The 25843-nt window shown below is 37.1% G+C and carries 17 protein-coding genes; 3 read left to right on the forward strand and 14 right to left on the reverse strand.

Annotated elements, in window-relative coordinates; translation table 11 throughout:
• Window positions 1-717: 717 nt before the first annotated feature.
• Together BK579_RS24890 and BK579_RS24900 are read right to left on the reverse strand one after the other, a co-directional pair.
• On the reverse strand, window positions 718-1734 hold the full coding sequence (locus tag BK579_RS24890; protein WP_078550187.1) for a glycosyltransferase family 2 protein: 1017 nt from the start codon (window positions 1732-1734) through the stop codon (window positions 718-720).
• A 1081-nt stretch (window positions 1735-2815) separates the two neighbouring features.
• Complete coding sequence (locus tag BK579_RS24900) at window positions 2816-3748, reverse strand: LysR family transcriptional regulator (RefSeq protein ID WP_235848538.1); 933 nt, start codon at window positions 3746-3748, stop codon at window positions 2816-2818.
• A 235-nt stretch (window positions 3749-3983) separates the two neighbouring features.
• Here BK579_RS24900 and glf point away from each other — a divergent pair, with 235 nt between their 5' ends.
• Window positions 3984-5087 (forward strand): UDP-galactopyranose mutase, encoded by a 1104-nt coding sequence (gene glf / locus BK579_RS24905; RefSeq protein WP_078550192.1) that lies wholly within the window; start codon window positions 3984-3986, stop codon window positions 5085-5087.
• Window positions 5088-6295: 1208 nt separating this feature from the next.
• On the forward strand, window positions 6296-7399 hold the full coding sequence (locus BK579_RS24910; RefSeq protein ID WP_078550194.1) for a 5-methyltetrahydropteroyltriglutamate--homocysteine S-methyltransferase: 1104 nt from the start codon (window positions 6296-6298) through the stop codon (window positions 7397-7399).
• Between the two features lie 135 nt (window positions 7400-7534).
• On the opposite strand, the gene BK579_RS24915 is transcribed toward BK579_RS24910, so the two are convergent.
• The 5 genes from BK579_RS24915 to BK579_RS24935 all read right to left on the reverse strand — a co-directional run bounded on the left by BK579_RS24915 (window position 7535) and on the right by BK579_RS24935 (window position 13096).
• Entirely contained in the window at window positions 7535-8686 is a 1152-nt protein-coding gene (locus tag BK579_RS24915; protein WP_078550196.1) for a DUF2264 domain-containing protein, read from the reverse strand.
• A 21-nt stretch (window positions 8687-8707) separates the two neighbouring features.
• A complete protein-coding gene (locus tag BK579_RS24920) occupies window positions 8708-9577 on the reverse strand; it encodes a sugar phosphate isomerase/epimerase family protein (RefSeq protein WP_078550198.1) in 870 nt (289 codons plus the stop codon).
• Window positions 9578-9597: 20 nt separating this feature from the next.
• On the reverse strand, window positions 9598-10695 hold the full coding sequence (locus tag BK579_RS24925; RefSeq protein ID WP_078550199.1) for a Gfo/Idh/MocA family protein: 1098 nt from the start codon (window positions 10693-10695) through the stop codon (window positions 9598-9600).
• 18 nt (window positions 10696-10713) lie between these two features.
• Window positions 10714-11874, reverse strand: coding sequence for a Gfo/Idh/MocA family protein (locus BK579_RS24930; protein ID WP_078550201.1), 1161 nt, complete (start codon window positions 11872-11874; stop codon window positions 10714-10716).
• Between the two features lie 109 nt (window positions 11875-11983).
• On the reverse strand, window positions 11984-13096 hold the full coding sequence (locus tag BK579_RS24935; protein WP_078550203.1) for a glycoside hydrolase family 88 protein: 1113 nt from the start codon (window positions 13094-13096) through the stop codon (window positions 11984-11986).
• A gap of 108 nt (window positions 13097-13204) precedes the next feature.
• Here BK579_RS24935 and BK579_RS24940 point away from each other — a divergent pair, with 108 nt between their 5' ends.
• Window positions 13205-14071 carry an AraC family transcriptional regulator gene (locus tag BK579_RS24940; protein WP_078550205.1) on the forward strand — a complete coding sequence of 289 codons (867 nt, stop codon included), beginning with the start codon at window positions 13205-13207 and terminating at the stop codon, window positions 14069-14071.
• 320 nt (window positions 14072-14391) lie between these two features.
• On the opposite strand, the gene BK579_RS24945 is transcribed toward BK579_RS24940, so the two are convergent.
• From BK579_RS24945 to BK579_RS24975, 7 genes are all read right to left on the reverse strand, one after another.
• Entirely contained in the window at window positions 14392-15375 is a 984-nt protein-coding gene (locus BK579_RS24945) for a tRNA dihydrouridine synthase (RefSeq protein ID WP_078550834.1), read from the reverse strand.
• A gap of 572 nt (window positions 15376-15947) precedes the next feature.
• A complete protein-coding gene (locus BK579_RS24950) occupies window positions 15948-20375 on the reverse strand; it encodes a coiled-coil domain-containing protein (RefSeq protein ID WP_078550207.1) in 4428 nt (1475 codons plus the stop codon).
• Window positions 20375-21109, reverse strand: coding sequence for a DUF6063 family protein (locus BK579_RS24955; protein ID WP_078550209.1), 735 nt, complete (start codon window positions 21107-21109; stop codon window positions 20375-20377). Before BK579_RS24955 ends, BK579_RS24950 begins: the two co-directional genes overlap by 1 nt.
• Entirely contained in the window at window positions 21099-22610 is a 1512-nt protein-coding gene (locus BK579_RS24960) for a replicative DNA helicase (RefSeq protein WP_078550211.1), read from the reverse strand. Before BK579_RS24960 ends, BK579_RS24955 begins: the two co-directional genes overlap by 11 nt.
• The gene (locus tag BK579_RS24965) at window positions 22595-23623 is read right to left on the reverse strand and encodes a Wadjet anti-phage system protein JetD domain-containing protein (RefSeq protein ID WP_078550213.1); all 1029 of its coding nucleotides are present in this window, start codon (window positions 23621-23623) and stop codon (window positions 22595-22597) included. The genes BK579_RS24960 and BK579_RS24965 overlap by 16 nt, the downstream gene beginning before the upstream one ends.
• 315 nt (window positions 23624-23938) lie before the next feature.
• A complete protein-coding gene (gene rlmD / locus BK579_RS24970) occupies window positions 23939-25312 on the reverse strand; it encodes a 23S rRNA (uracil(1939)-C(5))-methyltransferase RlmD (protein WP_078550215.1) in 1374 nt (457 codons plus the stop codon).
• A 59-nt stretch (window positions 25313-25371) separates the two neighbouring features.
• Window positions 25372-25830: a GNAT family N-acetyltransferase gene (locus BK579_RS24975; RefSeq protein WP_169891257.1), complete on the reverse strand. Its 459-nt coding sequence runs from the start codon at window positions 25828-25830 to the stop codon at window positions 25372-25374.
• Window positions 25831-25843: the final 13 nt, after the last annotated feature.

Consider the following 25843-nt stretch of genomic DNA (forward strand, 5'->3'; position numbering starts at 1 on the left):
TCAAATAATACCCCCCGCAGAGGTACCGAGATACTTCACTTATTTATATTAGTTTCTAAAGATTTATTTCACTAGTTAATATTCTACTATAGAATCTATGGATTTTAAACATTTCTTAGTTTGGCTTCTTTTAAAAAACAACCGTTTTCATTTTAACATAGTAAAGACTCATAATGGAAAAAGAGTACCATTTCATTCTATTTTAAATAAGGATATTCAGGAATAGTAGAGGTAATAATGACCACTTTAACATATTGTTAATACTTTTATATCTTAACGACATATAAAGTCGTTTTTTATACATGAATAGTGCTTTTATTGTGTTAGAGGTATTTGGAAGATAGAGAGAACTTTTTGGTGGTTTGATAAATCGTTGTCTAGCCTGTAATAAGAAAAGCGGAAGGCGCTTGTTCATCGGCGACAGGAATAAGACAAGATGGCTAGAAGGTTGCTCTTTAACCTTCTAGAAGGATTGACTTAGACCTGAGAGCCGATAGCGCCTGGAGCTAGACACAAACTAAAAGTATAAATTACTAACTTTTTTCATACTCCATGGTGCGAATATTTAAATTTGCGCGGGTGTCTACTAAAACAAATATTCATGCAATATAAAAGGTTAGGCGGTACCTAGTTTGAGGTACCGCCTAACACCTTAAGGATAGTAATATAATATAAAATTTTTCTTATAAAATAGAGATATTAATCCTCAACCACAAACTAATTAAAACCAACTAGCCTTTGAGAGATTTTATATGCTCCAACAGATATACTACGTCCAGCACGTCCAGGTAAGTTAGTTAAACCACCCAGTATTCCATATTTTAGAGATTGGTATAATAGAGTATCTGTTTCTTTTATATACATCCATAATTCTTTTTTCTTCTTAAGATTTTCTACTGTACCTGAACGAATTAATAAAATTGTAGATACTACTGTAACAATTTCAAGATGCTTAAGCATATAGTTTCTTAATTTCAGATTTGGAATCGTCTCTAGGTCCACCTGCTCAATCATCATTTTATTTACTTTAATCTGTTGATCAATTCGTTTGATCATGATATTTTCTTGAACCGACTGATCCTCTCTCCCGATAAAGTATCTATAAAAGTCAACATTAACATAATACATCGTCTTTACATGTTCAAAAGGAGTATAGACATATAAATTATCCACATAAAACGTATGCTTAGGAAGTTCAAGTTTACAATCCCTTAGTAATTGTGTTCGATAGATGACAGCATGCATCAATAGATATTGTCCTTTACGAAATTGTTTAATGTCATCCCAAGTAAAAGTGTGACCTTCGGGAAGAACATTATCAAACTTCATGACTTTTTTATATCTTGCGCCCTCTTTTTCATAGACAAAATTACTAATCATCATATCTACAAAATTTTCGCCAACGACTAAATCTTTTAAAGTCTTTAATATTTTTAAATATGCACGAATATCAACCCAGTCGTCACTGTCCACAACCTTAAAATACAATCCGGTAGCATGTCGGATACCTGCATTTACGGCTTCTCCATGTCCGCCATTTTCCTGATGAATTGCTTTTACCATGGTAGGATATCTTTTTGCATACCCATCTGCAATCGTTGCTGTTTCGTCTACGGAGCCGTCATTCACTATCAGTAACTCTACATCTTCTCCACCTGGTAATAGGGACTCGATACAATATCTCATATAATCCTGCGAATTATAGCAAGGTATAACTACTGATAATAATTTCATACTCACACTACCTTTACATTATCCTGTTTATCAGGTTCTTATTTTAAAATCACTTTAAAGATTAGGAGGAATATCCAGAAGGAAATAGCACTGTTAATAATCATCGTAATGATATCTGCCGTTGTTTCTTCAACTGCTCCCATTCCTCATGTTTCCATTAATATATTATAGATTGGTGTTTATATAAGCATTGAGCTGCTACTACACCTATAGTAATCAACATAAGCAACTAAATACCGAAATGCTGCGTCCCAAATGTTGCTGTTTAATTTAAAAGTCATACTTCTTTTGAGCAAAGAAGTTAATAATCTGTGCAATCCCAATGGTAATTTGAACTGTTAGGAATAAGCTAGACCACCTCCACCACCTGATGAAAGTGCACCTGCTACATAATCGAAGACAAAATAAGGGCTGGTATCAAAGTTTTAAGACCAAACTGTAAAACTTGGAAACTAGTACTTATAAGCAGTAATATTAATTGTAACACTGTAATTCCATTACTCAACATAAAAAACACTACAAACAGTGCAGTATTTGGATGTTTTTCTTATTCGTGTCCTAAAGCCTAACGGCATGTTAATTGTATCTTCTCTTTACTCATTTTACATTTCCTTTATTGCATTTACTACTGTCAGTTCTTGGTTCTTCGCAATCTTTATCATTTTTTTACGTTCTCTTAACAAATTTTTCCCCTTTAAAGAAGTGACCACTAACCATCATCAACATACCATCCAACATTGGCATATTTACAAAACCGCCAATCAATCTCGCAATACCTCTAAATGGCTGTGGTAGATCGACATCATAATGATATTTGCAGCGGTTCTTTGCCCATCTGTTTTAAAAGCCATTGCACAAAACTGATGGAGTGAAATGCAAACCTTTCAAATACTCCTTTTGCATACAGACACGAGCAATTGTATCGTTATAGCTGAGATGGTGTGAACGATTCCACGTAATGGAAACATGCAATTTAACTCCTAGCAGATGGTTCAAATTCTTCTAATTAACATTTTTTGCTTTAGTGAATTTTAGTTAACTATACAAAAAAGTTATCGATTCGATGGACTATTTGGGCACATCAAATCGACAACCTTTTTTCTTTTATATACGTTCGGAACAGTGAAACTGCCTTAGATTGAATACCCCTTTTTCTAAAAACAAGATACACGTTTTGCGGAATTTTTTCTTTTAACTTTAAGACTTTTAAATTTTCCTCTTTCAGAGACTCCTCAACAAAATCGATTGAAATGGCCACAAACCCATTCGTTTCACAAAGTCGATGAGCTGTTAAAATACTACCAAATTCATGGATAACTTTAGGAGTATAGCCAGCATCTAGACATTTTTCAAGAAAGCCGTGCTCTTTCCCTTCACCCACAGGTTTGATCATGAGAGATTCATGTTCTAAATCCATTACAGAAATTTCATCTTTTACTGCTAACGGGTGATTTTGGGATACAACTACAACTACTTCTCCATGCCCTACCATCTCATATTCAAAATTTTCAATTTCATCATTTCCGATCACTAACCCTACATCAACTTCTTCTTCGAATAATTTGCCGATTCCATATTCATCCGGATATTCTCTTATTTTCAATTGAAATTCCGGGTGTAGTTCTGTAAACCTATATAAATAATCTACTGGTAAAATTGAAGTGGTAGAATAAGTAGCAACAACACTTAAAACACTCTTTCCTCCACTGATTATGCTAATTTCTTTTTTTATATCTTCCATAAGATACCGAATATGTTTTGCACGAGCATGAAGTAACTCACCAGCTTCAGTTGCTTCCATTCCACGGGGACCACGGTAAAACAGCTCGGTTTCCAACTCTAGTTCTAGCTGTTTGATCGTTTTACTGATTCCTTGTGGAGTGATGTACAAGTCCTTAGCTGCTGCAGTAACACTTTTTTTCTCATAAACTTTTATGAAATATTCCAATGCTTCTGTATTCATATTGTTTCCTTTCGTCTGTGAACGACCGCGTTTGTATTGATAGTATAGCATAATTTTATTTCTTAAAAACTATTCTCCAATCATAACAACTATTTCAACACTTGTTATGCAGATCACCATTTGATTGATTTAATTATAATGCTATTATAAATTGATATATATATCATAATATAAAGAACATATAAAAAAGGGACTACAGGGCGGAAAGTGGTATAAAAGAAACAGAATTGGAGAGAAAATTGATATCATTTCTCATTTTTTTCTGTCTAATAAAGGAGAGTTTTTCATGTATGATTACTTAATCGTTGGTGCTGGCTTGTATGGATCAGTATTTGCATATGAAGCAAAACAAAGAGGCAAAAAGTGTCTAATTATCGACAAAAGACACCACATTGGTGGAAATATATATACAGAAGAAATCGAAGGCATTAACGTTCACAAATATGGGGCTCATATTTTTCACACGAACAATAAACGAATTTGGGACTATGTTAATCGTTTTGCTGAGTTTAATCGATATACGAATTCACCTGTCGCCAACTACAAAGGGGAATTATATAACCTCCCTTTTAATATGAATACCTTTAATAAATTATGGGGAGTCATCAGTCCCGCTGAAGCGATGCAGAAAATTGAAGAACAAAGGAATGCAGCTGGTATTACAGATCCTAAGAACTTGGAAGAACAGGCCATCTCACTCGTTGGAACAGACATCTATGAAAAACTGATCAAGGGGTATACAGAAAAACAATGGGGGCGACCGGCCAAGGAATTGCCTGCTTTCATTATCAAACGCCTTCCTGTTCGTTTTACATATGACAACAACTACTTTAATGATCGCTATCAAGGAATCCCTATAGGTGGTTATACTGGCATTATCGAAAAAATGCTTGAGGATATTGATATTAGATTAAATGTTGATTTTTTTGAGGACAGAGATGAACTCACAAAGATTGCGAAAAAGGTAGTTTATACAGGGATGATTGACCAGTATTTTGATTATAAATTTGGCGTTTTAAAATATCGAAGCTTACAATTCGAAACAAAGGTATTGGATGATACTGACAATCACCAAGGGAATGCAGTTGTTAACTATACGGATCGTGAAACCCCTTATACTCGAGTGATTGAGCACAAGCACTTTGAGTTCGGAACACAAGACAAAACAATTATCACCGAGGAGTACCCAAGTGAGTGGGAGCCGGGTGAAGAGCCATATTATCCAATTAATGATGATATAAATAACGATATGTTTAAGAAATATAAGGAGCTAGCTGACGGGGAGCCGAATGTTATTTTCGGAGGCAGGCTGGCGAACTATAAATACTACGATATGCACCAGGTTATTGGAGCAGCATTAGTTACTGTTGAGAAGGAGTTTGGTGAATGATATAGCAAAATAAACGGAGTTTTGTGATCTAACAGGTTCGGATTTAGAATACAAACAGTACACCAATTAGCAGTCCTATTCGCAACTGATTAGACTGCTGGTTTGTCGGAATATATGGGGTTCAATAAACTAAAACGGTAAATCCGCCTCTGAATTTTGAACCCCGTTAATTATGGTGTCATAAGTTTTTGTCTGCGTGAAATTCGCAAGTTAATGGTTATAACAATTGGCGTGCGGGTGAGAGGCAGACATTCTTTCTTAACCGTAATTGAGTAACAACTGATAATTTAAATAAGCGGAGTTTTTACCGTTAACCTGCAGATTAGAGCTGGTTCGGGGGATATAAGGGGAGTTTTTACCGTTATGGTAAAGAAAATGGTCCATTTTCATATTTTTCGATTAAATAGGTGGAATCCTTCCCTCTATTTTATCGTTTTTTTGTACTTTTTCCTCATTAAGAGGAATTTCTCCCCTTATATTAGTAACTTATTTCCTGGCAATTCATGAAGATTTGGAAATCAGTGAACCGTGCTTATTTGAAATAAAAAAATGCTTGGAGCATATGTCTCCACGCATTTTCTGATTTACTTGCCAAATCGCTTCTTAATTTAAGGGTGAATTACTATACAAGCAATGTTAATTCGATTTTGCACTTCAAAACAGATCTCGTTAATTAGGACTCACGTCGTTTTTATGTTTTTGTCAGGAAGTAATAGCTAAAACCAATTATTATCTGTTTAGATAATATGTATATTTTGGGGTAGCCGCCTAAAAATAATAGTAAGAGACTGGAGAGAATCCTATGAGATTTCTTTAATTACTGGATGTGCTGCAGACCAAGAAGACGGAGCAAAGGCCACTTTGCTCCGTTTCTTTTGTATTGAACTCTAGTAATTATCAAAACCCATTATACCAAAGTCTCTAGGTCCAAAACAGGCATTAATTTTAGCCCAGCTTACATCCCCTTCCTCCCCTTTTTAGAGATTTGAACCGCCTTCTCTTGTTCTATCTGTCGAGCCCAATTGACTCTCGCTAAAACCAAAAGCTATAACAAGCTATGAATTCTAAGTTCTACCCTATACCGTTGGAAACATGTTACAGTTAATTTACATCAAATATAGAATTGCTACATAAAGAAGAATGACTAATTGTTTCGTAGTAAAGGGTAGGGTTTTATCAAAAATTTTAGCGAGAAAGAAGGAATTCAAATGACAAAGACAATGATTAAAGCACCATTTAGAGCTGATCATGTGGGAAGCTTACTTCGTCCTCAATCAATTCATGATGCTAGGAAGAAATTTGCAGAAGGTAGCATTACAGCTGATCAATTACGTGCAGTGGAGACAGAAGAAATTAAACGAATTGTAGACAAACAAATTGAGGTTGGTCTTCAAGCGGTAACAGATGGAGAGTTCCGTCGTAGATTTTGGCATACTGATTTCATGGAACATTTAAACGGTGTAGAGGGTTACGTGCCAGACCATGGTTATAAATTCAATGGCATCGAAACTGAAGCTTATAATGTACGTGTCATTGGTAAAGTTTCTTTTAATCACGACCACCCTCACGTTAAAGATTTCATTGAATTTAACGAGATTGTTGGTGACCGTGCAGTTGCAAAAATGACAATTCCAAGTCCAAACCAATTTTTTAATGCTGGCATTCGAAATGAAGAGATTTATCCAAATATTGAAGATTTCGCTCAAGATGTAATTCAAGCCTATCGCGATGCAATTCATGCATTTTATCAGGCAGGCTGCCGTTATTTACAGTTAGATGATGTATATATTGCAGGGCTTTGCGCTCCAGAACTCCCATTTGCCAATAGTGAATTAGAAAGAAAGCAGTTAATCGATCTTGCACTGGATGTTGTAAACAGAGTGCTTGAAGGAAAACCAGAAGACTTAATTGTGACGACACACCTGTGCCGTGGAAACTATCAATCTGCTTGGGCATTCGAAGGTCCCTATGACAAAATCGCACCTAGTTTCTTTGCTAAAGAAAAAGTGGATGGCTTCTTTTTAGAATATGATGACGAACGTTCTGGTGATTTCAAGCCTCTTGAGCATGTCCCAAATGGCGGAGCGCAAGTAGTAGTAGGCGTGTTCACCTCTAAAAACGGGGAATTAGAAGATAAAGAAGCAATCAAGGCTCGTGTACAAGAAGCAGCTAACTATGTTCCACTTGAACAAATTTGTATTAGCCCACAATGTGGATTTGCTTCCACTCACCACGGCAATAAATTAACTGAAGAGCAGCAATGGGAGAAGTTAAAATATATAGCTGATGTTGCAAAGGAAATTTGGGGATAAAAATAGAGATTAATAAAACATGGGTGAAGCTTTGCTACACCCATGTTTTTTACTGATCAAACTTTAGTCTATTTTATCAATTTAGATTATCTGACAGTGTGCGTTTTTTATCCATAGATTTGGAAAAGAAACACCCTAAAATGCATGGTCTATTAGGAATTCCTGCCCCGACCAAGCCCTCTTTGATGTCCACTCCATTGATGGATCACTCCAAAATGAATCAGAACTCGGTAACCCCAACGGTAAAAAGGCTGCTGTACATAAATACAAACTACCTGTCGAAATATAAAATTCACCGATACCTGGTTGATGTCCACAAAAGCCGACCGTGAGCCATCCCGATTCCATAAATGTGCCCGGAGCCGACAGCGTCTTCTTTATCACTTCAGTTAACGCACTCCTGACCTGAGCAGGAGGAAGTTCTGATGGCAAGTCTTTTCGAAGTGCATGTTGAGCTAATGACTGAAAAACACCAAAACGATAAGCAAGAGACCTTCCGACAGGCGGAAAAGTTCCCTCAGGTGAAATCGTTCGCTCCTGAATGACAGCATATCTCTGAGATCTCTTTACGATTGCTTCTTTAAATACTGCCCACTCTCTGTATTCATCTCCTACGATTTCAATTAAATCCACTAACATCGGGTGAATGACAAAGCTGTTGTAGTAATCATGATGATATTCTTGACCATCACTATACATCCCGTCTCCTAGGTACCATTGATCAAACTGTTTGATTGCGTAATCGACTCGCATTGGATCCCAACTTTTATCTCCCACTTTGTATAAAAACGCCTCAATGATTGCCGAGAACAATAACCAATTTGAAAAAAAGGGCTTTCTTGTTCGCGTAAGTTTTACCGCTTCAATTACATTTTGTTTTACTCGATCATCAAGCTTTTCCCACAACTCGTTTGGCGCTCTCAAGATTGCATGAGCAAGAAAAGCAGTATCAACAATAGGTTGAAAATCATCCGAAAAATTCATATAATCGGGTGATTTTGGGTCTGTACCTGCATCAATCGCTTCTCTGGAAAGCTCTGCATACTTCAAACGTAGATTTTCCTCTTCTTCAACTTCACTTGTATTTTCTAACCAGGGAGCCATTCCTACTAATAAGCGAGACAGTGCTTCTAGATGTGAAAATTTTTCACGTACCGTTCCTTCATGCATCTCTATTGGCATTTCCTGTTTTAATGTTCTATCTTTTAAATGATGAAGAACAGGATTTGCTATTTTTAGCATCGAATCAAGCCAAAACTTTCGGTCTGTATTTTGTAGTACTAACATCTTATCCCCCCTTTAGACTAATTACTGTCCACTCTCAATCTCAGAAAGTAATCTTTTAACAGTCTCAATATTGTGCTTCAATGATTCTTTTGTACCGAATGAACGACTAAAATCCTCCATTCCAACATATCCATCGTAACCAACTGCTCTTAAGTCACGAAATACTTGCTTCCAATCTACTACGCCTTTTTCTAGTTGTGCCCACTCGACAAACCAATCCACGGTTCCATCCTCATGCTCATGTTTCTTTTGCCAGAATGCATTTTTCACATGAACATGTGCAAGGTAATCACCTAACAATTCTAATCCCATACGATAATTCTCATAACCTTCATGAACCATATTGCCTGGATCATATAGCACACCTATATGATCTGGGTCAAATTGACTAACTAACCGATAAGCTAAACTAGCACTAGGCGCAATAGTTACATGATGTGTTTCAACTAGGCCCTTAATTTTGTATTGCTTACACATCTGCTCTACTTCTTTTAGATACGTAACGCCTTTTCTAAAAAGGTCATTATAATTTTGCATACGTTCATAGATGGGAACTCCTAGACGAATTGTGGAAGCACCAAATTTCTGGGCAACCTGTAGTACATGTTCTGTTGCAACTATGTCTCCAGCCTGTAAATAGGGAGTAACACTCACAACTTCAATGTTGTTTTTTGCTGCCTTCACTCGTAAATCTTCAATCTCTTGATTTGTGATTTCAGGCAATATCGTACATAAGTTATTACCCCAAAAACTATATTGCTCTTTTCTCAATTCACCAGGTATTTGTTTAAATCTCCATTCGACTCCATCATAATCTGTTTCCTTAAGATAGTCTAGAAGCTGTTCAGGAGTTGTATCCGGTGTCATTACTGAAAACACTGAGAATTTCATAATCACTTACCTCCTTCCTTTTATTGATTAAAAACTTTAGTATACTCATCAATTCGTATCGCTTGTTTTTGAGCAAGCAGACATAATTCTGCTGCTTTAAATGCATGCTCTTGAGTCATCGCATTTTCCGTCCGATTGATGCAATCTAATATGAATTCCCCAAAAAATGGATACCCTACCTGACCACTTAAACTAAAATGTTTTTCACCCTCGGCATTAACCAAATAAAGGTGGTCCCCGCTATTTTCTCTGGCCACATCAATATATTTTCGGATTTCAATATATCCTTCAGTTCCTACAACAAATGTTCTCCCATCACCCCATGTACCCAAGCCATCAGGTGTAAACCAATCTACTCGGAAATAGTGAGTTGATCCATTTTCTCCAACAAGGGTTGCATCCCCGAAATCTTCTAATTCAGGATAATTAGGATTATTATAGTTAGCTACTTTACTAGATAACACCTTTGCCTCTTTGTTTTTCGTAAAATATAAAAACTGTTCAATTTGGTGACTGCCTATATCACATAAAATACCGCCATAGTACTTCTCCTGAAAAAACCAGTCTGGTCTGGAAGGAGCATTTAAGCGATGTGGACCAAAGCCAGTTACTTGTATCACTTTCCCTATTGCACCTTCATCGATTAATTGCCCAGCAAACACAGCGCTTTCAACATGTAGCCGTTCACTATAATACACCATGTACTTCATTCCAGTTTCTTTTATCTTCTGCTTTGCCAGACGTAATTGCTCTAGTGTTGTAAACGGGGCTTTGTCGGTGAAGTAATCTTTTCCGTGATCCATTACCCTAAGACCTAATTCACAACGCTTGGAGGGAATGGCAGCTGCTGCAACTAATTCAACCTTAGAATCATCAAGGATTTCCTGCTCAGATGATGCGACTTTCACCTGTGGAAATGTTTGTTGGAAAGCTTCTACCTTTTTAGGATCTTGATCAAACACCCACTTTAGACTAGCACCCGCTTCAATTAAGCCATTACACATACCATAAATATGTCCGTGATCCAATGCCATTGCAGCAAAGCTAAATTCCCCTTCTTTAACAACCCTATTAATCTTTCCTTTAGGAGCGTAGTTCATGCCATCTTGTCTACTCATTTTGATAACCCCTCACTTCTAATAGGTTCCTTCCAAATCTAATGAGATACTTTTAGCTTCTTTTTTCACAGTAGAATTCGCGATCTTTTCTTGCAAATACTTGTAGTACAACTCTTCATCAAGTGGAAATTCCACCCAATTATCTATCCAAGTTGAAAGTTGCATGGCGTTTGATAACGATAACCCTTTAATCCCTTCTTCACCTGGTGCTAAAAGCGGCGTATCTTTTAAAATAGCATCTACAAAGTTTTGCGTAATGCCAGCATGAGCTGTTTCATGTCCAATAATAGGTACTTCCACTTTCCAGCATTCGGGCTCTCCGAATCCGCCCTTATATTCACGGTTAAATTCTGACTCTGACACACGGAGTCTCCAAAAGTCTAACTTGTCATTTTCTACGACCACTTTTCCGTGGTCACCCGTTATTTCTAAGCGATTTGTTCCCGGTGATTCTCCAGTAGTCGTAATAAATACACCAGTTGCACCGTTATCATACTCTGCATATGCAGTCACGTCATCTTCAACTTCAATATTACGATATTTGCCAAATTGACAAAATGCTCGCATCCGTGTTGGCATCATTCCAGTCAGCCACTGCCATAAATCTAGTTGATGTGGACACTGGTTAATTAACACCCCGCCACCTTCTCCAGCCCAGGTTGCACGCCATCCGCCTGAATCATAGTAACTTTGAGAGCGATACCAATTAGTAATAATCCAGTTAATTCTACGGATTTCGCCTAATTCTCCAGTCTGGATAAGACTACGTAATTTTTGATAAAGCGGATTTGTACGTTGGTTATACATCATTGAAAATACCTTACCACTCTTCTCGGCCGCTTCATTCATTTTTCTCGCTTGTTTTGTATACACACTAACAGGCTTTTCGCAAAGGACATGAAAGCCAAGTTCAAATGCTTTTATAACTAAGTAAGAATGTTCGTAGTGTGGTGTCGCTACTAAAACGGCATCAATTAGCCCGGATTCAAAAAATGCATTCTCATCGTTGAACACTTCAATATCATGATTTAAGATCGACTTTAATTCGTTACTACGCTGCTCATTCTTTTCTAAAATAGCTGTTAAAACCGCTCCCTCTATGACTCCTTTTTGCAAGTACATTGCATGTTGCGTCCCCATATTACCGCCACCAATTATTCCTAACCTTACGTGATTCATGGGATTAACACCCCTTTAAATGATTATTTATGTATCTCGCTTTTAAACAGTAAAATACTAGGCTTTTCTGTAATATTAGTGATGTTATTTTTAGAATCGCATTCTACCATTAAAAAATACGTCGTTCCCACCCATTTAGCTTAGCTATCGCTTCAATATAATAATAATCACCATAGATAAGTGAAACATTAATATTTTCATTAGCCGGCTTATGTCCTGTTCCTCCGACAAGAATTCCATGATGTTCTGGCTGATCCCAAGTCGCATAATTCTCAGTTAAAGAAGCTAGTATATTTGTTGCAGCATCTGCATATAGTCGTTTTTCATTACTCGGTACCGAGTCAGCAATTTCTAGTAACCCAGAAGCGGCAATTGCTGCTGCAGAACTATCTCTAGGCTCACCTTTAACTGAATTTACACGAAAATCCCAATAAGGTACATGATCTTCTGGAAGACCTGCAATAAAATGATGTGCGACCCGCTTGGCTGCATTTAAATAACGAATATCTCCTGTATGTCGGTAAGTATTAGCAAATCCATAAACTGCCCATGCATTTCCTCTACTCCAAGCAGAATCAGGTGCGTTCCCTTGACCACCAATCGATTCAATAAACTCACCTGTCTCAGGATCGAATGATAAAATATGACAAGTTGTTCCATCCTCTCGAACCCCATATTTTAATACAGTGTCCGCATGTAGGGTAGCAATCTGTTTATATCTAGGATCTCCAGTTACACGACTTGCCCAGAATAATAGAGAAAGATTCATCATACAATCAATAATCGCCCAACCGAGTTTATCTCCGTTCCAGGCACGGATAAATTTCCCAACTGGGTTAAAACGTCCTGCTAAATAATTCGCAGCTTGCAGCCCTATTCCAAAGCTACTCTCGTTTTCTAGAATTTCATGTTTAATCACAGCTGTTAGTAAAAATTGAAACCCTACATCATGATCCAATCCACTTGGGTGCTCAGAAAGACATACTTGTAGCTTTTCATCCCAATCCATTGCAGCATCCTTAAACTTCTCATTTCCAGTCATATCATGCATCACCCACAACGAACCTGGCCAGAAGCCAGATGTCCACCAAGAATGTCGCATATCATCATACACTCCATCAGCTCGCGCTACGTGTGGTGATTTATCGCCTATTTGCTCTACCATACGCTCAACTTTTTCTTCAAGCATTTTTAATATCTCTTGTTGATTTAACTTGTACATGATTTCCCTCCTACTTAGTTACTAAATAAAGTATAACTTCGGCCATAGATTAAAAGTTGTTGTATAATAACTAATAATATGGTTCTGTTGTTCTGTTAGGAGGCTACTATGGATCGTTTATTTGAATCAATATTGTTTGATTTAAAGCCCTTTCATTGGATTTATCGTCGGATATCCGATGATAACTTTAGAGGATTCTACCACTGGCATCAAGGGTGTGAAATTTTATTCGTTCATCGTGGACAAGGACGTGTCATTGTTAATCAACAAACCTATGAGATGAAACCGGGAATGCTTTTCTTTTTCCAACCTTTTCAGTTACATATGGTTCATGTAGAAGTATCCAAAGAGACACCCTACGAACGAAGCATCTTACATTTCGACCCTATCTCCCAAGGGAAAAACTTACATACCTTCCCAGGGCTTAATAACTTATTCCACCGACTACAAAATGGCATTTATGAAAAGCAAGCATTTGATTTATCCGGTCGTTCCCAATATGTTGCTGAGATGTTTAATGCCTTTGATCAATCAATTACAACAAATAACTGGGAGGAAGATTATCAGCTCTTTCTTATGCAAATCCTCTCTTGCATCCGAGCGAACTCCCAATACCAGGATTCGACCCTTCATCACAAAACATTACGTTCACTAAGATACTCGGAAAAAATCATGCAATGGATCGAAGAGCATTATATGGAATCCTTTGACTTAGAAAAGCTTTCTCTTGAACTCCATCTATCAAAGCCCTATGTATCTCGAATATTCAAACGCGAGACCGGAAGTAACCTTACTGAATACTTAACTGTTCGTAGAATAAAGCAAGCATGTCATTTACTTCAAATGACTGATAACTCTGTTGAATTTATCGGTGTACAAGTAGGGATTGGTAATGTGTCTTATTTTATCCATTTATTTAAAAAGACAATTGGTACAACACCGCATCAGTATAGGCTTTCGCATCAAGTAATTTAGGAATGTTGGAAAATAAAATAAAGAAGCTTTGAAAAAGGGAATATACTTTTTCAAAGCTTCTTTTATATTTTACCTTTCATAGCTAATATAAATAGAAAAAAGAAGGAAAATAAAATGACTAACTCTATTTATTTAAACTCAGACATAGGCTGAGCAAGTGATGCTAGTACAATTTCAGTTCTACTGCCAGACACATTCTGCTTTCACGTAGAATTCCTTTGATTGCTCGATCTGGTCAGATCTTCTTCGCATCTCGTCGGATTATGGAGCACACCCGCCGGATGCTCACTTTTCTCGCGTGATTTTGAATTATAGGGACACTACTGTTCCCCCACCCCTTCAAAATTCTTTGATTCAAAGTCATGAAGCAATTCACGTACTTCATCTGTTGACTTTGTATTCATTAATTGATTTCTTAATTCACTTGCCCCGTGAAACCCTTTGACATATATCTTAAAAAAGCGATGAAGAGCAGTGAATTTTCGTAGCTTTAAATTTGAATATTTGTCATGGAGATCCATATGCAGCCTTAAGAGATCCAGCAATTCCTGACTACTATGATCTTTCGGCTCCTTTTCAAAGGCAAATGGATTATGGAAAATACCACGCCCAATCATCACCCCATCAATTCCGTATTGATGAGCAAGCTTTAAGCCTGTTTGACGGTCATGGATATCGCCATTGATCGTCAAGAGTGTATCTGGTGCAACCTCATCACGAAGCTTCTTAATTTCCGGGATCAGTTCCCAATGAGCATCTACTTTACTCATTTCTTCTCGTGTACGCAGATGAATAGAAAGATTCGCAATGTCTTGCTTCAATATGTGTGTCAACCAGTCGCGCCATTCGTCTACTTCCGTGAACCCAAGCCTTGTCTTTACACTTACAGGCAACCCTCCAGCTTTTGCTGCTTGTATTAATTCTGCTGCAACTTCTGGACGGAGGATTAAGCCACTTCCCTTTCCGTTTTGCGTCACATTAGGTACAGGACAGCCCATATTGATATCCACACCTTTAAAACCAAGTTCCGCCATTCCAATACTCATTTGCCTAAAGTTCTCAGGCTTGTCTCCCCATATATGAGCAACAATCGGTTGTTCATCCTCTGTAAAAGTCAAACGCCCACGCACACTTTTGTTCCCCTCTGGATGACAATAACTATCCGAATTTGTAAACTCTGTAAAAAACACATCCGGTCTAGCTGCCTCACTCACTACATGACGAAAAACAACATCCGTCACTTCTTCCATTGGTGCCAGTATAAAAAAAGGTCGTGGTAAATCACGCCAAAAGTTTTCTGTCATTTTCAAATTCAAATCCTCTCATTATGGGAAATCTGGTCAATCTCTTATCCCAAAGTTGAAAAGCAAAATGTCTCTGCTTCTTTTACACTTATACCATTTTTGAGCACATTTTATCAATCTGAACAGCATTGTTAATTTCATGAAATCAGGGTTTGTATCTAAATATGTTTAATTTTTTCCTTATAGTCATCAGGATCCTCCTGTCACGTTAAAATAATACTATTGTTAAAAACAACTGATATAAGAACAATGGAACAACGGTTTAACAGAAAAAATCTCCTGTATTCGCAAAAAAGTTTTTAACGAGAATAAGGGATAGTTGCAACATTACTTTAAGTTGAGATGTGAGGCGCACTCCACTTTTGTTTACTGTCGTTGACTACATTTTTCTCTAAAAAAGATAGAGGTGTAACTTTATTGGTAGAAACTTTTTTTATATAGTGAAACTGAGTTAAATAAATATGCTAAAACTAGTAAACTTTTAATTTTGAGGATTATATGATAAATTCTTTTACTTCTTGGTCTATTTTCTTCCCTTATACAGATAAAAAACCTTCCACGAAGGAAGGTTCTTAAAACAGGGACATTTGCTCCCGCTCCCCTAGCCGCACGATGGCTTCAGGGTCATTGTCCTTAAAGAACGCTGTTCGGATTTCTTTGTTTTTGGTCATGATTTGGGTTTCTCCGCTTGCCGACTCTCTAAGGCGACAGCTATAAATGACAGGAAAGTACTTACGAATAAACTTTCCTTCTGCATGAGCAGTTAAAGCGATTATTTGAAAACCTAATTGCTCAGCGATGAAAAATACTGGGTCTAATACATGGTCACTCGATGCTTTTCCAAATGGATTATCGACAATAACTGTACGATGACGCTTTTGGTTGCCTTGAAGTGGCACTCTTTTTTCGGCTAAATAGTTCAGAATGCCGAGGAACAGTGTCATATTTTTACTCCATTTTTCCCCTCCAGACCAAGCGTTGGACTTTTCCCAGCTTGTTAGAGCACCACTTACTTTACCATCGTTACTTACTTTCCTACACTTAACTGTTATGTCTTTTTCTTTCATGACATTTTTCAATAGCTGTTTTGTGTGTAACCACTTCTCAATCTGTTTTCGAATGAGGGATTCGTCCTCTTTCCCCTCATCATCTTTATATTCGTCTTTTTCTAGTTGTATTACCATCCAATCGATGTGTTGACGAAGCGCTTCTTTTCCTTCCTGCTCATCCCAATCTGGAACAGAGAAGATATATATGTCTTTCGTTTTGTCCTCTACTTTAACTCGTGTTTGCCTTGGTATTAACCTTAATTCATCTGCAATCGTTCGCAGGTAAAGATGCAAATGAGCTATGAATTGTTGTAATTGCTTATCGTGCTCTCGCATATCCTCTTCAGCAATTTTCACTGTTCTGTGGATTCGATCACTCATTTTCTCTTGCCATTCAGTCACATCATCATACGTGAGTTTATGTTCAATCCCTGTAATACAAGTGTTTCGTAATTTTATATCAATAATGTTGTCATTACAGAATTTAACAAAATGTACCTTTTCTTCGTTTCTCCTTTTTTCCATAGAAGTCACTTTTTCTTGCACAGATGAAATTGTTTTTATTAATTTTAAGATTATATCCATCCGCATATAGGAATAATCTTGTTTGATTTGATCTTCTAAAAGTTGTTCCATGACATTTTCATGTAAAAAAGCAAAGCGCATATCTTGCTTCTCTAATTCAATAATTGCTTTATTTATATCAGTCTCCAACGACATAAATCTTTTTTGCTCGCTAGTTAAAAACTTATATCGTTCCTGCAACCTTTTCCACTCTTCATCAAGCTTGCCCTTCACTTCTATTAGTGACTCTTTAAAGATTACTATTTCTTGATAAAGTTTATCAAAATCACTCTTGCGTAGATCGTATTCATTATTTGCTTTATTCCACTTTTCACGAAGACCACTCACAGTAGGTCTTAAAGCATCAATTCTTTCATCTAATTCCCTAGAATTCTTACTAAGCTTTGTAATTTCTTCATTCCCATGAGCTGGAAATTCAATTACTTCGACTATTCCATATTGTTGCTCAAGCAGCTTCATTTCATTTGTTAGCTCTTTAAGCTTTACCTTTACTGTATCTAGTTTTTCTTCTAATTGAACTCTTCCTTGTTGCTTACCTTCTAACTGACTTCGGAGCGTTTTCCTTTCACTTACTAAAAGCTCCAAACTCTTAGAAGAATATTTCGGTTTCTCTGCTACTACCTCTTTGTAATATGTATCTCCTTTTAGTCCATATAATGGTTCCTTGGCCAACGTTAATTGATCATCTAACTCTTCAAGTATTTCACTCAAACTCTTAAGAATTCTTTTTGATTTTTCTAGTTTTCTATTCTCTACATTAATCTCTTCACGAATTCTAATTAATTCTTTCGTGTAGAATTCGAAATCTTTCTTTTTAACAAAGTACTTTCTTCCATTACTCAACCTATTCATTAAACCGTTATATAAGCTATTTGTTTCGGATAATCGTCCCTGATAATCTCTTATCTCTTTATCTATTTTATCTATTTGTGTAGTTAATTCATGCAACACTCTTTTTTGTTTCGCTTCTTCCTCAGAAGCTAGTTTAAACTGTTCTTTCATTTGAATAAATTGATCAAATGGGTACTTTTGTACAAATGAACGAACCTTCGCTAATGCCTCTCTCCAACTCTGTAGCTCTAATTCTTTTTTCGCCCGCTCCACTTTCGACTCATTTGCTAACCTCTGTACCTCAGTTTTCCAGTTAGTAAATTTCTCCTTAGAGAGGTTTTCTTTCCATAGACGTGGAATAATACGTTGGTCACTAGAATCCCCCTGACTGTGAATTAACGACCGAGCTTCTTCCTCGGTACAAATATATACCGGATGCGACATTTCCATTTCAACAGAAAGTAGCTTATTACGCAGCTTAGCGACTTCTGCCTCAGTTACAATGAATGTGATTGCCCAATAAGGATAGTTGCTCTGATATTCCTCAACTGTTCCTTCCAAAGAACGAACCGCCTGCTGTACAAAATCTGTTCCTAGCTCAAGATAGCCAAACTGATTTCTCCATCTGTTTTTCCACAGCTCTAGCTTAGGATCTGCGGTAAACGATGTGTTATTTTCATAGTCATCTGCAAATCTAGTCGTTTGTCTTTCTTTAAATAGTAACTCTTCTTTGTCTCTCGATAGCTTTTCGACTTTTTCTTCAAGCTGACCTAAGATCGTTTCTTCTTTTTCATAAATCGAATAATAATGCTGCCATTGTGGCATTCGAAAAACCAATTCTGTTAAGATCTCGTTTTGCTGATCTTCTATCACATTCATTTGTTGTTTGAACGTCGTTGCTTCTTCTCGATATCTATCGTATTCTTTTTGTACATTTGGAATAGTTTCCTTAAGCTCACGTTTCGTTTGTTCCAGTCCTTTTAAATGATTTTCATAGCTGACAATCTCTTGCTCATAACGTTGAAAATCGACGTCCCATTTAGGAAACTCATCCTCTACTCGCTCTTTTAGAGGGTTAGATAATATTTCTTTTGCAATTTCAGCCATATCTTTTTCTAAATAGTTTTTCTCACTTTCTAAACTAGTTTCATTTAATTTCTTATTATTCATATCTTCAACTAGTTTATCAAAAACTTCTTTCTCTCGATCTACCTCTTCCTTCTTTCTATCTATTTGGAGCTTCACTTGCTTTATATTTTCTTGAATCTTTTCTTCTTCGTTAAGATAGTATCCTTTCAAAAATGCAGTATTGTCTCCTAATTGCTCCTCTAGGTCGACCGTTTCTTCATCTTTTTCTAGCAAGCTTATCATTTCTTCAAAATGGTTATATAATTGTTCGTTTTTCTTTATTTCCGCATTAACCTTCGATACTCTCAGTTGTGCTAGTCGAATTTTCTTTTCTTTTTGATCCTGTACTAATTGATCAAAATCATCCTGCTCTACTTTATATTTTTCAAACGCATCATCTTTCTTTTGTTCCAGTAGTGAGATCTCATAGGATTTCTCCTTCCTTTCCCACTCATTCTTCTCAGCTTGCCAATCTTCTATGCTAGTCTGTATTTTTGATAAAGTTGCTTTCGTCTCTTCCTGCTCTTGCTTCGTATGAAAATATAGAGCTTTCGCATTCACTTTTTGTTCATCTAATCTTTTTTCTTCCTTATCTAATTGTTTAAAGGCTGAGACATAGCTTTCTATTTGCTTTTCTACTTGTTTGTTCTCTTCAATGACTCGTCGTAACCGTTTATGAGCTTTGAAATGCTCACGTTGTTTCTCAAAAGTTTGTACAAAATCAACTGACCCTTTGCCAGCGATTGCTTCTTCTACTGTTGGAATAAGTAATTGGTCTACAAGCTGCGAGGTCGTTTTACAGCCATCAAAATAACTTTCCACTCCACCCTCTGAACTATTAATTACTATTATTTTTTTCCACTCAGAAGCAATGATTTTAAACCTGTCTTCTAAGTGCTGATGATAACCTTTAACCGTATCAAATGTGTGTGCCTTTAAGGGATGGGTTGACTTCATTGTCGTATAATAATCATGCATCTCATCTCGGCTCGCAGGTCGTACCTTTCCACCTACATTCGTTCGGACAAATGGCAATTGCTCGATTCTATGCTTGTCCCCTTCCTCATACTCATACGTGTAACGGTTCGATTTCATTCCTTCTTTTTCCATATATAAAGTTACAGCTGTTAGTCCATAGCGTCTTGGGCGTTCATTAATGATCCATTCAATTGCAATATGTGCACTCGATGCCTCGAGAGAGAGGGTATCCTTCATTTTACGTTCTGCGAGCTCGACATTGGGTAGTATCGCTTGAATAGCAGTCTGAATGAATACTGTCTTTCCTCCGCCATTTTCAAGTAAAATCGCCCCGTTATGGCTATCAAATAGGAAAATATCGTCATTATACCGCTTTGCTCCACCTTCATACACAACATTGGTGAACCTAATCTTTGAAATGGAAGGCATTAGACCCCCTCCTTTTGACGATCAACTGAATAAATAAACTCCAAAATTCCTCGGTTATACTCTAGCTCCATGAAATATCTTTGTACGATTACTTTTGCTTTTTCCGTTAACTGTAGTTCATCATTACCAATGTCTTGTACTAACTCTTGCGCGACTAAGAATCTTTTTACCGTATGAAGAAAGCTAAGTCTACTAATCGTTCTTCCTGACTGTGCTTTAGCGGTCTCTTTTAAATCATCCATATCTGCCCATTTACCAATAATTGCACTCCAGTTGTATTCATAATCCTTCTCGAGCTCTGTTAACTCTTCTTCTTCAATTGCTTGTAGCGTTTCTAGCCGTTCATTAACTTGTTCTAGCCAATCACTCATTGAAATAAAATCGCGTGTTGGATTTGTTGTTTGGTAGCTATCATAAAATTCTCCAATTAGAATAATTATGGTCACATACATAAAATAAATATCTGCATTGAGCGTTTTCCCAGTAAAGTATGTTTTTTTCAATGTATCGTTGGAAATATGGAAGATAGAATTAATGGCAAGTGGAACAAAATAGAGTCGTTCCCCTACGGAGAAGATGGTACAATCTACTTCTTGTGCAAACTGGTCGACCAATCCTCTAACCTTGTCTTCTGCTAAATAAAGTCTGAGCTCATCCCCTTCACTATATCCCTTTCGACTAATCTTCGCGTAAATTTGAAAGGCCTTCATCACTTCATCTTGTCTATAATCCATTCTCTTCACCCACTTTTAAACGCATTGTCATGTTTTGAATTGAAAATCGCTCCGTCACATTAATAATCTCTTGTAATTCTTCAACTTCTATAAAGGAATACTGGTGTTTAATTAATTCTAAAACTTCCTCAAACAATGATTCATTACGATTCTCTGTTTTTTCATATGCAATCGGCGAACGTTGATGCATGACATACCAAAATTGATAAAATATTCTTCTATTTAACCAATCCAAATCCGCTTCAAGGATATGTTCTATAACTTCTTTTAATGTAATTTCCTCTTTCCCTTGCATAACCATTAATACAAGATTCATAATATCCCTGAATAGTTTTCGGACCTTCGCATTTTCCAGTTCCTGCAATACCTCATCTGAGAAATCATCAAAGTCAGTTGTGCGCTCTCCCCCGTCTTGTGTTTCAATACGCTGTTCTGAAAATATAACTAGTGGTGACCATGTTTCACTTTGTTCGATGTTCAGAAATGGCTCTATTAACTGTTTTGATGCGACTAAAGGTAAAGGTTTGCTTACGAGTGCAGCCGTAATCTCTTGCTTGAAGTTAAAAGAGTCAATACCTACATAATATAGAGCCTCTTGTGCGGCGTTTAACGCTGTTGTTTTTAAATCAATGCTTTCCTTCAATAACATGGTATGGTTATGATGCACCTCACCAAGCTCTTGATCAATTTGTAAAATTAATTCATAAGCTTTTCGGTCCTTCTCGGAGTTCATATCGTATGCTAAGCGGTTCTTCGTTTCTTTTACAAATGTATGTAATTCACTGAATTCTTCATTCTCTCTCGTTAATCGTGTATTGATATCCTCGACCATTTGTTTATAACGGTCGTATGTTTCATCAGAAATGATATTTCGTTGGATTTCATGCTTCACAACCGTCATTCGATTTCTTAACGATTCTACATCAATATGCATTTCATCAATCTGCCTTAACGCTCCGACAAATTCCCCTTTTTCTAGTTGTTTTCTCAAGACTAACTGGTTAATAGATAACTGAAATTCAGTAAAATATTCCTTTGTCGCAAAAACTAATTCTAGGCCTTGTTCATCCAATTTATAGTATTGGGTATTCGTATTGATATCTGCTCGATCTGCTTTCAAAATCGAATAATGTACAGATTCATGTTCCCTAGTTTCCCAGTTATAAAATACTTTTTCATTCCGCTTCCCACTAGGTGGTCGAAAGGTTTCAACTACGGTTCTAGCAACCTTTTCATATCCTTCTAGGGTAAGTGAATATTCCCCTTGATTTAACTCGTAAAAATACTCCGCTAAATCTTGGATACTCGTTTTTTTATTTCGTATTAACATATTTTCAAAGAAAAACAAAAGGGTTAACAGACCATATCCGAAGTAATCAATGGGCTGGTTTTTCTTATCCTTCTCCCGCTTATTTTCTAATCGGAATAATGGGTCAAATAAAGATAATCGCTGCATTCGTTCACGATAATTTTCCGTTATCCCTTTTAATTGTCTGTCCATAACGCGTTCCTCCAAATAGTGTGTAACTCTTCCTTCGTTAGAGCTTCTTGAGGATAATAACCATTTTCATGAAACATGACTTTAATAATCTCTTGGTCTTCTGATCCAAAATAGTTTAAAAAATGATTTACCGCATCTTCATTTCTGTTATGATTTTCTTTCCCTTTATAGAAAGGCTTCAGGAACAGTGCTTGGTAAAAACACGTAGCAAGGTTCACTTGGTATTTCCCATAAAGATGATAGAAAATACTAATCCCTTCATAATCTAAGTCTCCAAAATAATAGATTTCATGCTGCCCTTCCGTATCACTGAGACCGAGTTGTTTAGGAAGTTGATCTAAACTTGACGCTATTTTCCAGCCCGAACCATATATTAATGTAGTGAAATTTGTAGTTTGTAATGACTCTAGTAGTCCTGAATAGGTGGCTTTGTTTTCTACAATAAGGTGTTTATGTATTTTGAGATTAGATGTTAGTTGGTTTGGGTTTATCGCAAACATGAGAGGATCTGGGGTTTTCATTATTTTCAACTTATCAAATAGATTGATTTTTTCTAAAAGAGCTTTTCCACCCTTTTCATCAATCCATTTCTCATCTTTCATTAATTCATAGGAGCGTTCCGAGCTATTAGTATAGGTAGTAGGCAAACCGTTGCTCTGTAAGTACTCATCGATGAGCATAATCCATGGCTTATCCTCCATCCACTTCTTTTTTGAAGAAGTAAAATATGCTCGTAACTCTATTACAGTATGCACTTTAAATTGCACCTCTTGAATCTCTTCAATGAGAGGTTGCTTCACTTTTCCTTTCTGGATGCGGAAACTATTAGGAAGTCCATACCAATTGGTCCCATGGCTATTTACAGCCGTAATAAATCCTTCGTCTATTAACGTTTGAACAGTAGTTGCAAAAGCTTCATACGTATCAAGAGTCTCAGCAACCTGCTCTAATTCTCCAAGCGTTATCGTAGCCTTTTTAGCTAATTCAAGGATAGTGACTAACTTTTTTCTCATAACATCACCTCATCTTTCCAAAAGATTTTCTAATTAAGATGCAATGATTTCATTTAATCAACACCTTTATAATAATCCCTTTTATTGTAAAGGTTATTGACACACTAAACAATGTATATTAAACTAAAATAAAGTTAACGATACGGATAATCGTTGTTTTCTCCGCCACATTGGCTAGGGCTGATAACGATTAACAATCAAAATCACCCTTTCTCCGCCACATTGGCTAGAGCTGGGGTGATTTTTTTTTAGAAAAGATGCCTAGCTAGAAAAGGTGCCTGCCCGTATGGGGGGAGGCACCTGAATTATAAAGTGCTATATCAAAACTAACTGTGCCACACACTCAACATGCGTCGTATGAGGAAACATATCTACCGGCTGCACTTCAAGCGTCTTGAACCCACCATCTTCAAGCACGCGCAAATCCCTTGCCAATGTGCCCGGATTACACGAAACATACACCACACGTTTCGGCTTCATCTCAATAATTGTCTGCAACAGTGCATCATCACAGCCCTTACGTGGTGGATCAACGACAATCACTTCAGCCGTATTTCCTTCCTTTTTCCACTGAGGAATAACCACTTCCGCTTCGCCCACCGCAAACTCAGCATTCTTAATCCCGTTCAATTCTGCATTTCTCTTTGCATCCTCAATTGCCTCAGGTACTATTTCTACACCAAATACCTTCTTCGCCTTTTGAGCTAAAAACAGAGAAATGGTCCCGATTCCACAATAAGCGTCAATCACCGATTCTTCACCGGTTAAGCCTGCATATTCTAATGCCTTATCATAAAGCACCTTCGTCTGCTCAGGATTTACTTGATAAAAAGATCTAGCTGAAATTGCAAACTTGATATCTCCAATCGAATCGTAGATATACTCCTCGCCCCAAAGCACATTCGTTTCGTCACCAAATATCACGTTCGTCCGCTTAGTATTAATATTCTGAACGACAGATTTAATTTCTGGAATTTCACGTACAATCTCTTCAATAATCTTAACCTTATGAGGTAATTCTCCCATTCTTGTAACTAGCACCACCATAATTTCACCAGTTACGACACCATACCGAGCCATAATATGGCGAATTGTACCTTTATGACTTTTCTCATCATACGCTCGAACTCCATACTTCTCGCAAATTCTCTTTACAGCTTGTACCACTTGATCATTTTTCTCCTGCTGAATCATACAGGCTTCCATATCAATGATTTCGTGACTACGTTGCTGATAAAATCCTGCAACAAGTCCACCTTCACGCTCTGCAACAGGTACCTGTGCCTTATTCCGGTAACGCCACGGGTCGTCCATTCCTAAGACAGAATGTACGGTGACATTCTTCAGATGACCAATTCGAGTTAAAACTTCTTCAACTTGCTTCCTCTTCGCCACTAATTGCCCTTCATAGCTTAAATGCTGAAGCTGACAGCCCCCACATTGTTTATAAATCGGACATGGCGCATCGACTCTAAATGGGCTTTCTTCATATAATTCAACAAGGCGTCCGAAGGCATAGCCTTTTTTCACTTTAGTAATTTTAATCTTCGCTTTTTCATCTGGTAAACCATTTTGAACAAAGATCGGAAAGCCTTCTACCTTTGCGACTCCCGCTCCATCATGTGTGAGATCCTCAAATGTAACATCATAGTATTCATTTTTCTCAATTGGGACAGTTTGTTTTTCCATGTGTTTTAACTCTTCCTTTACGTCGGGTTGCTGAAACTGATTTTATCATAGATTCGGTTTTAATGGCCAATTTCGTAATAGTGGGAGGACTTAAGGAAACGCTCGGAATCGCTTACGAATCCGAGTGCTTGATAAAATCGGTCTCCTTGTTCTGTATCTGTATGTAATACTAATACGTTAAACATACCATCTGCATCCTTAATGAGTTGCTCAATAAGTAGCTTTCCAATACCCTGTCCACGCATTTCATTAGCGACATAACACCTTCTCACTCGACCTATCGTATTTTCCCCTGAATAAGGATTCCTGTTCAATCCCGCAACAGCTACTAAGAGACCATTCCTATCATATGCACCATACAATACTTCACCTTCAAGAGAAAATGAATTTTCCCCATTCAAATATTCGTTCACAAGCCGCCTAACAAATCGAAAACCCTGCTTTTCACTTTCTTCAATTAAATGTGATAAATTCTCAAATTCAACCTTATCAATTCTTTTTATATTAATATGAGCCAAATTATTTCCCCCT

The organism is Litchfieldia alkalitelluris (genome assembly GCF_002019645.1).
GTDB classification, from domain to species: Bacteria; Bacillota; Bacilli; order Bacillales; family Bacillaceae_L; genus Litchfieldia; species Litchfieldia alkalitelluris.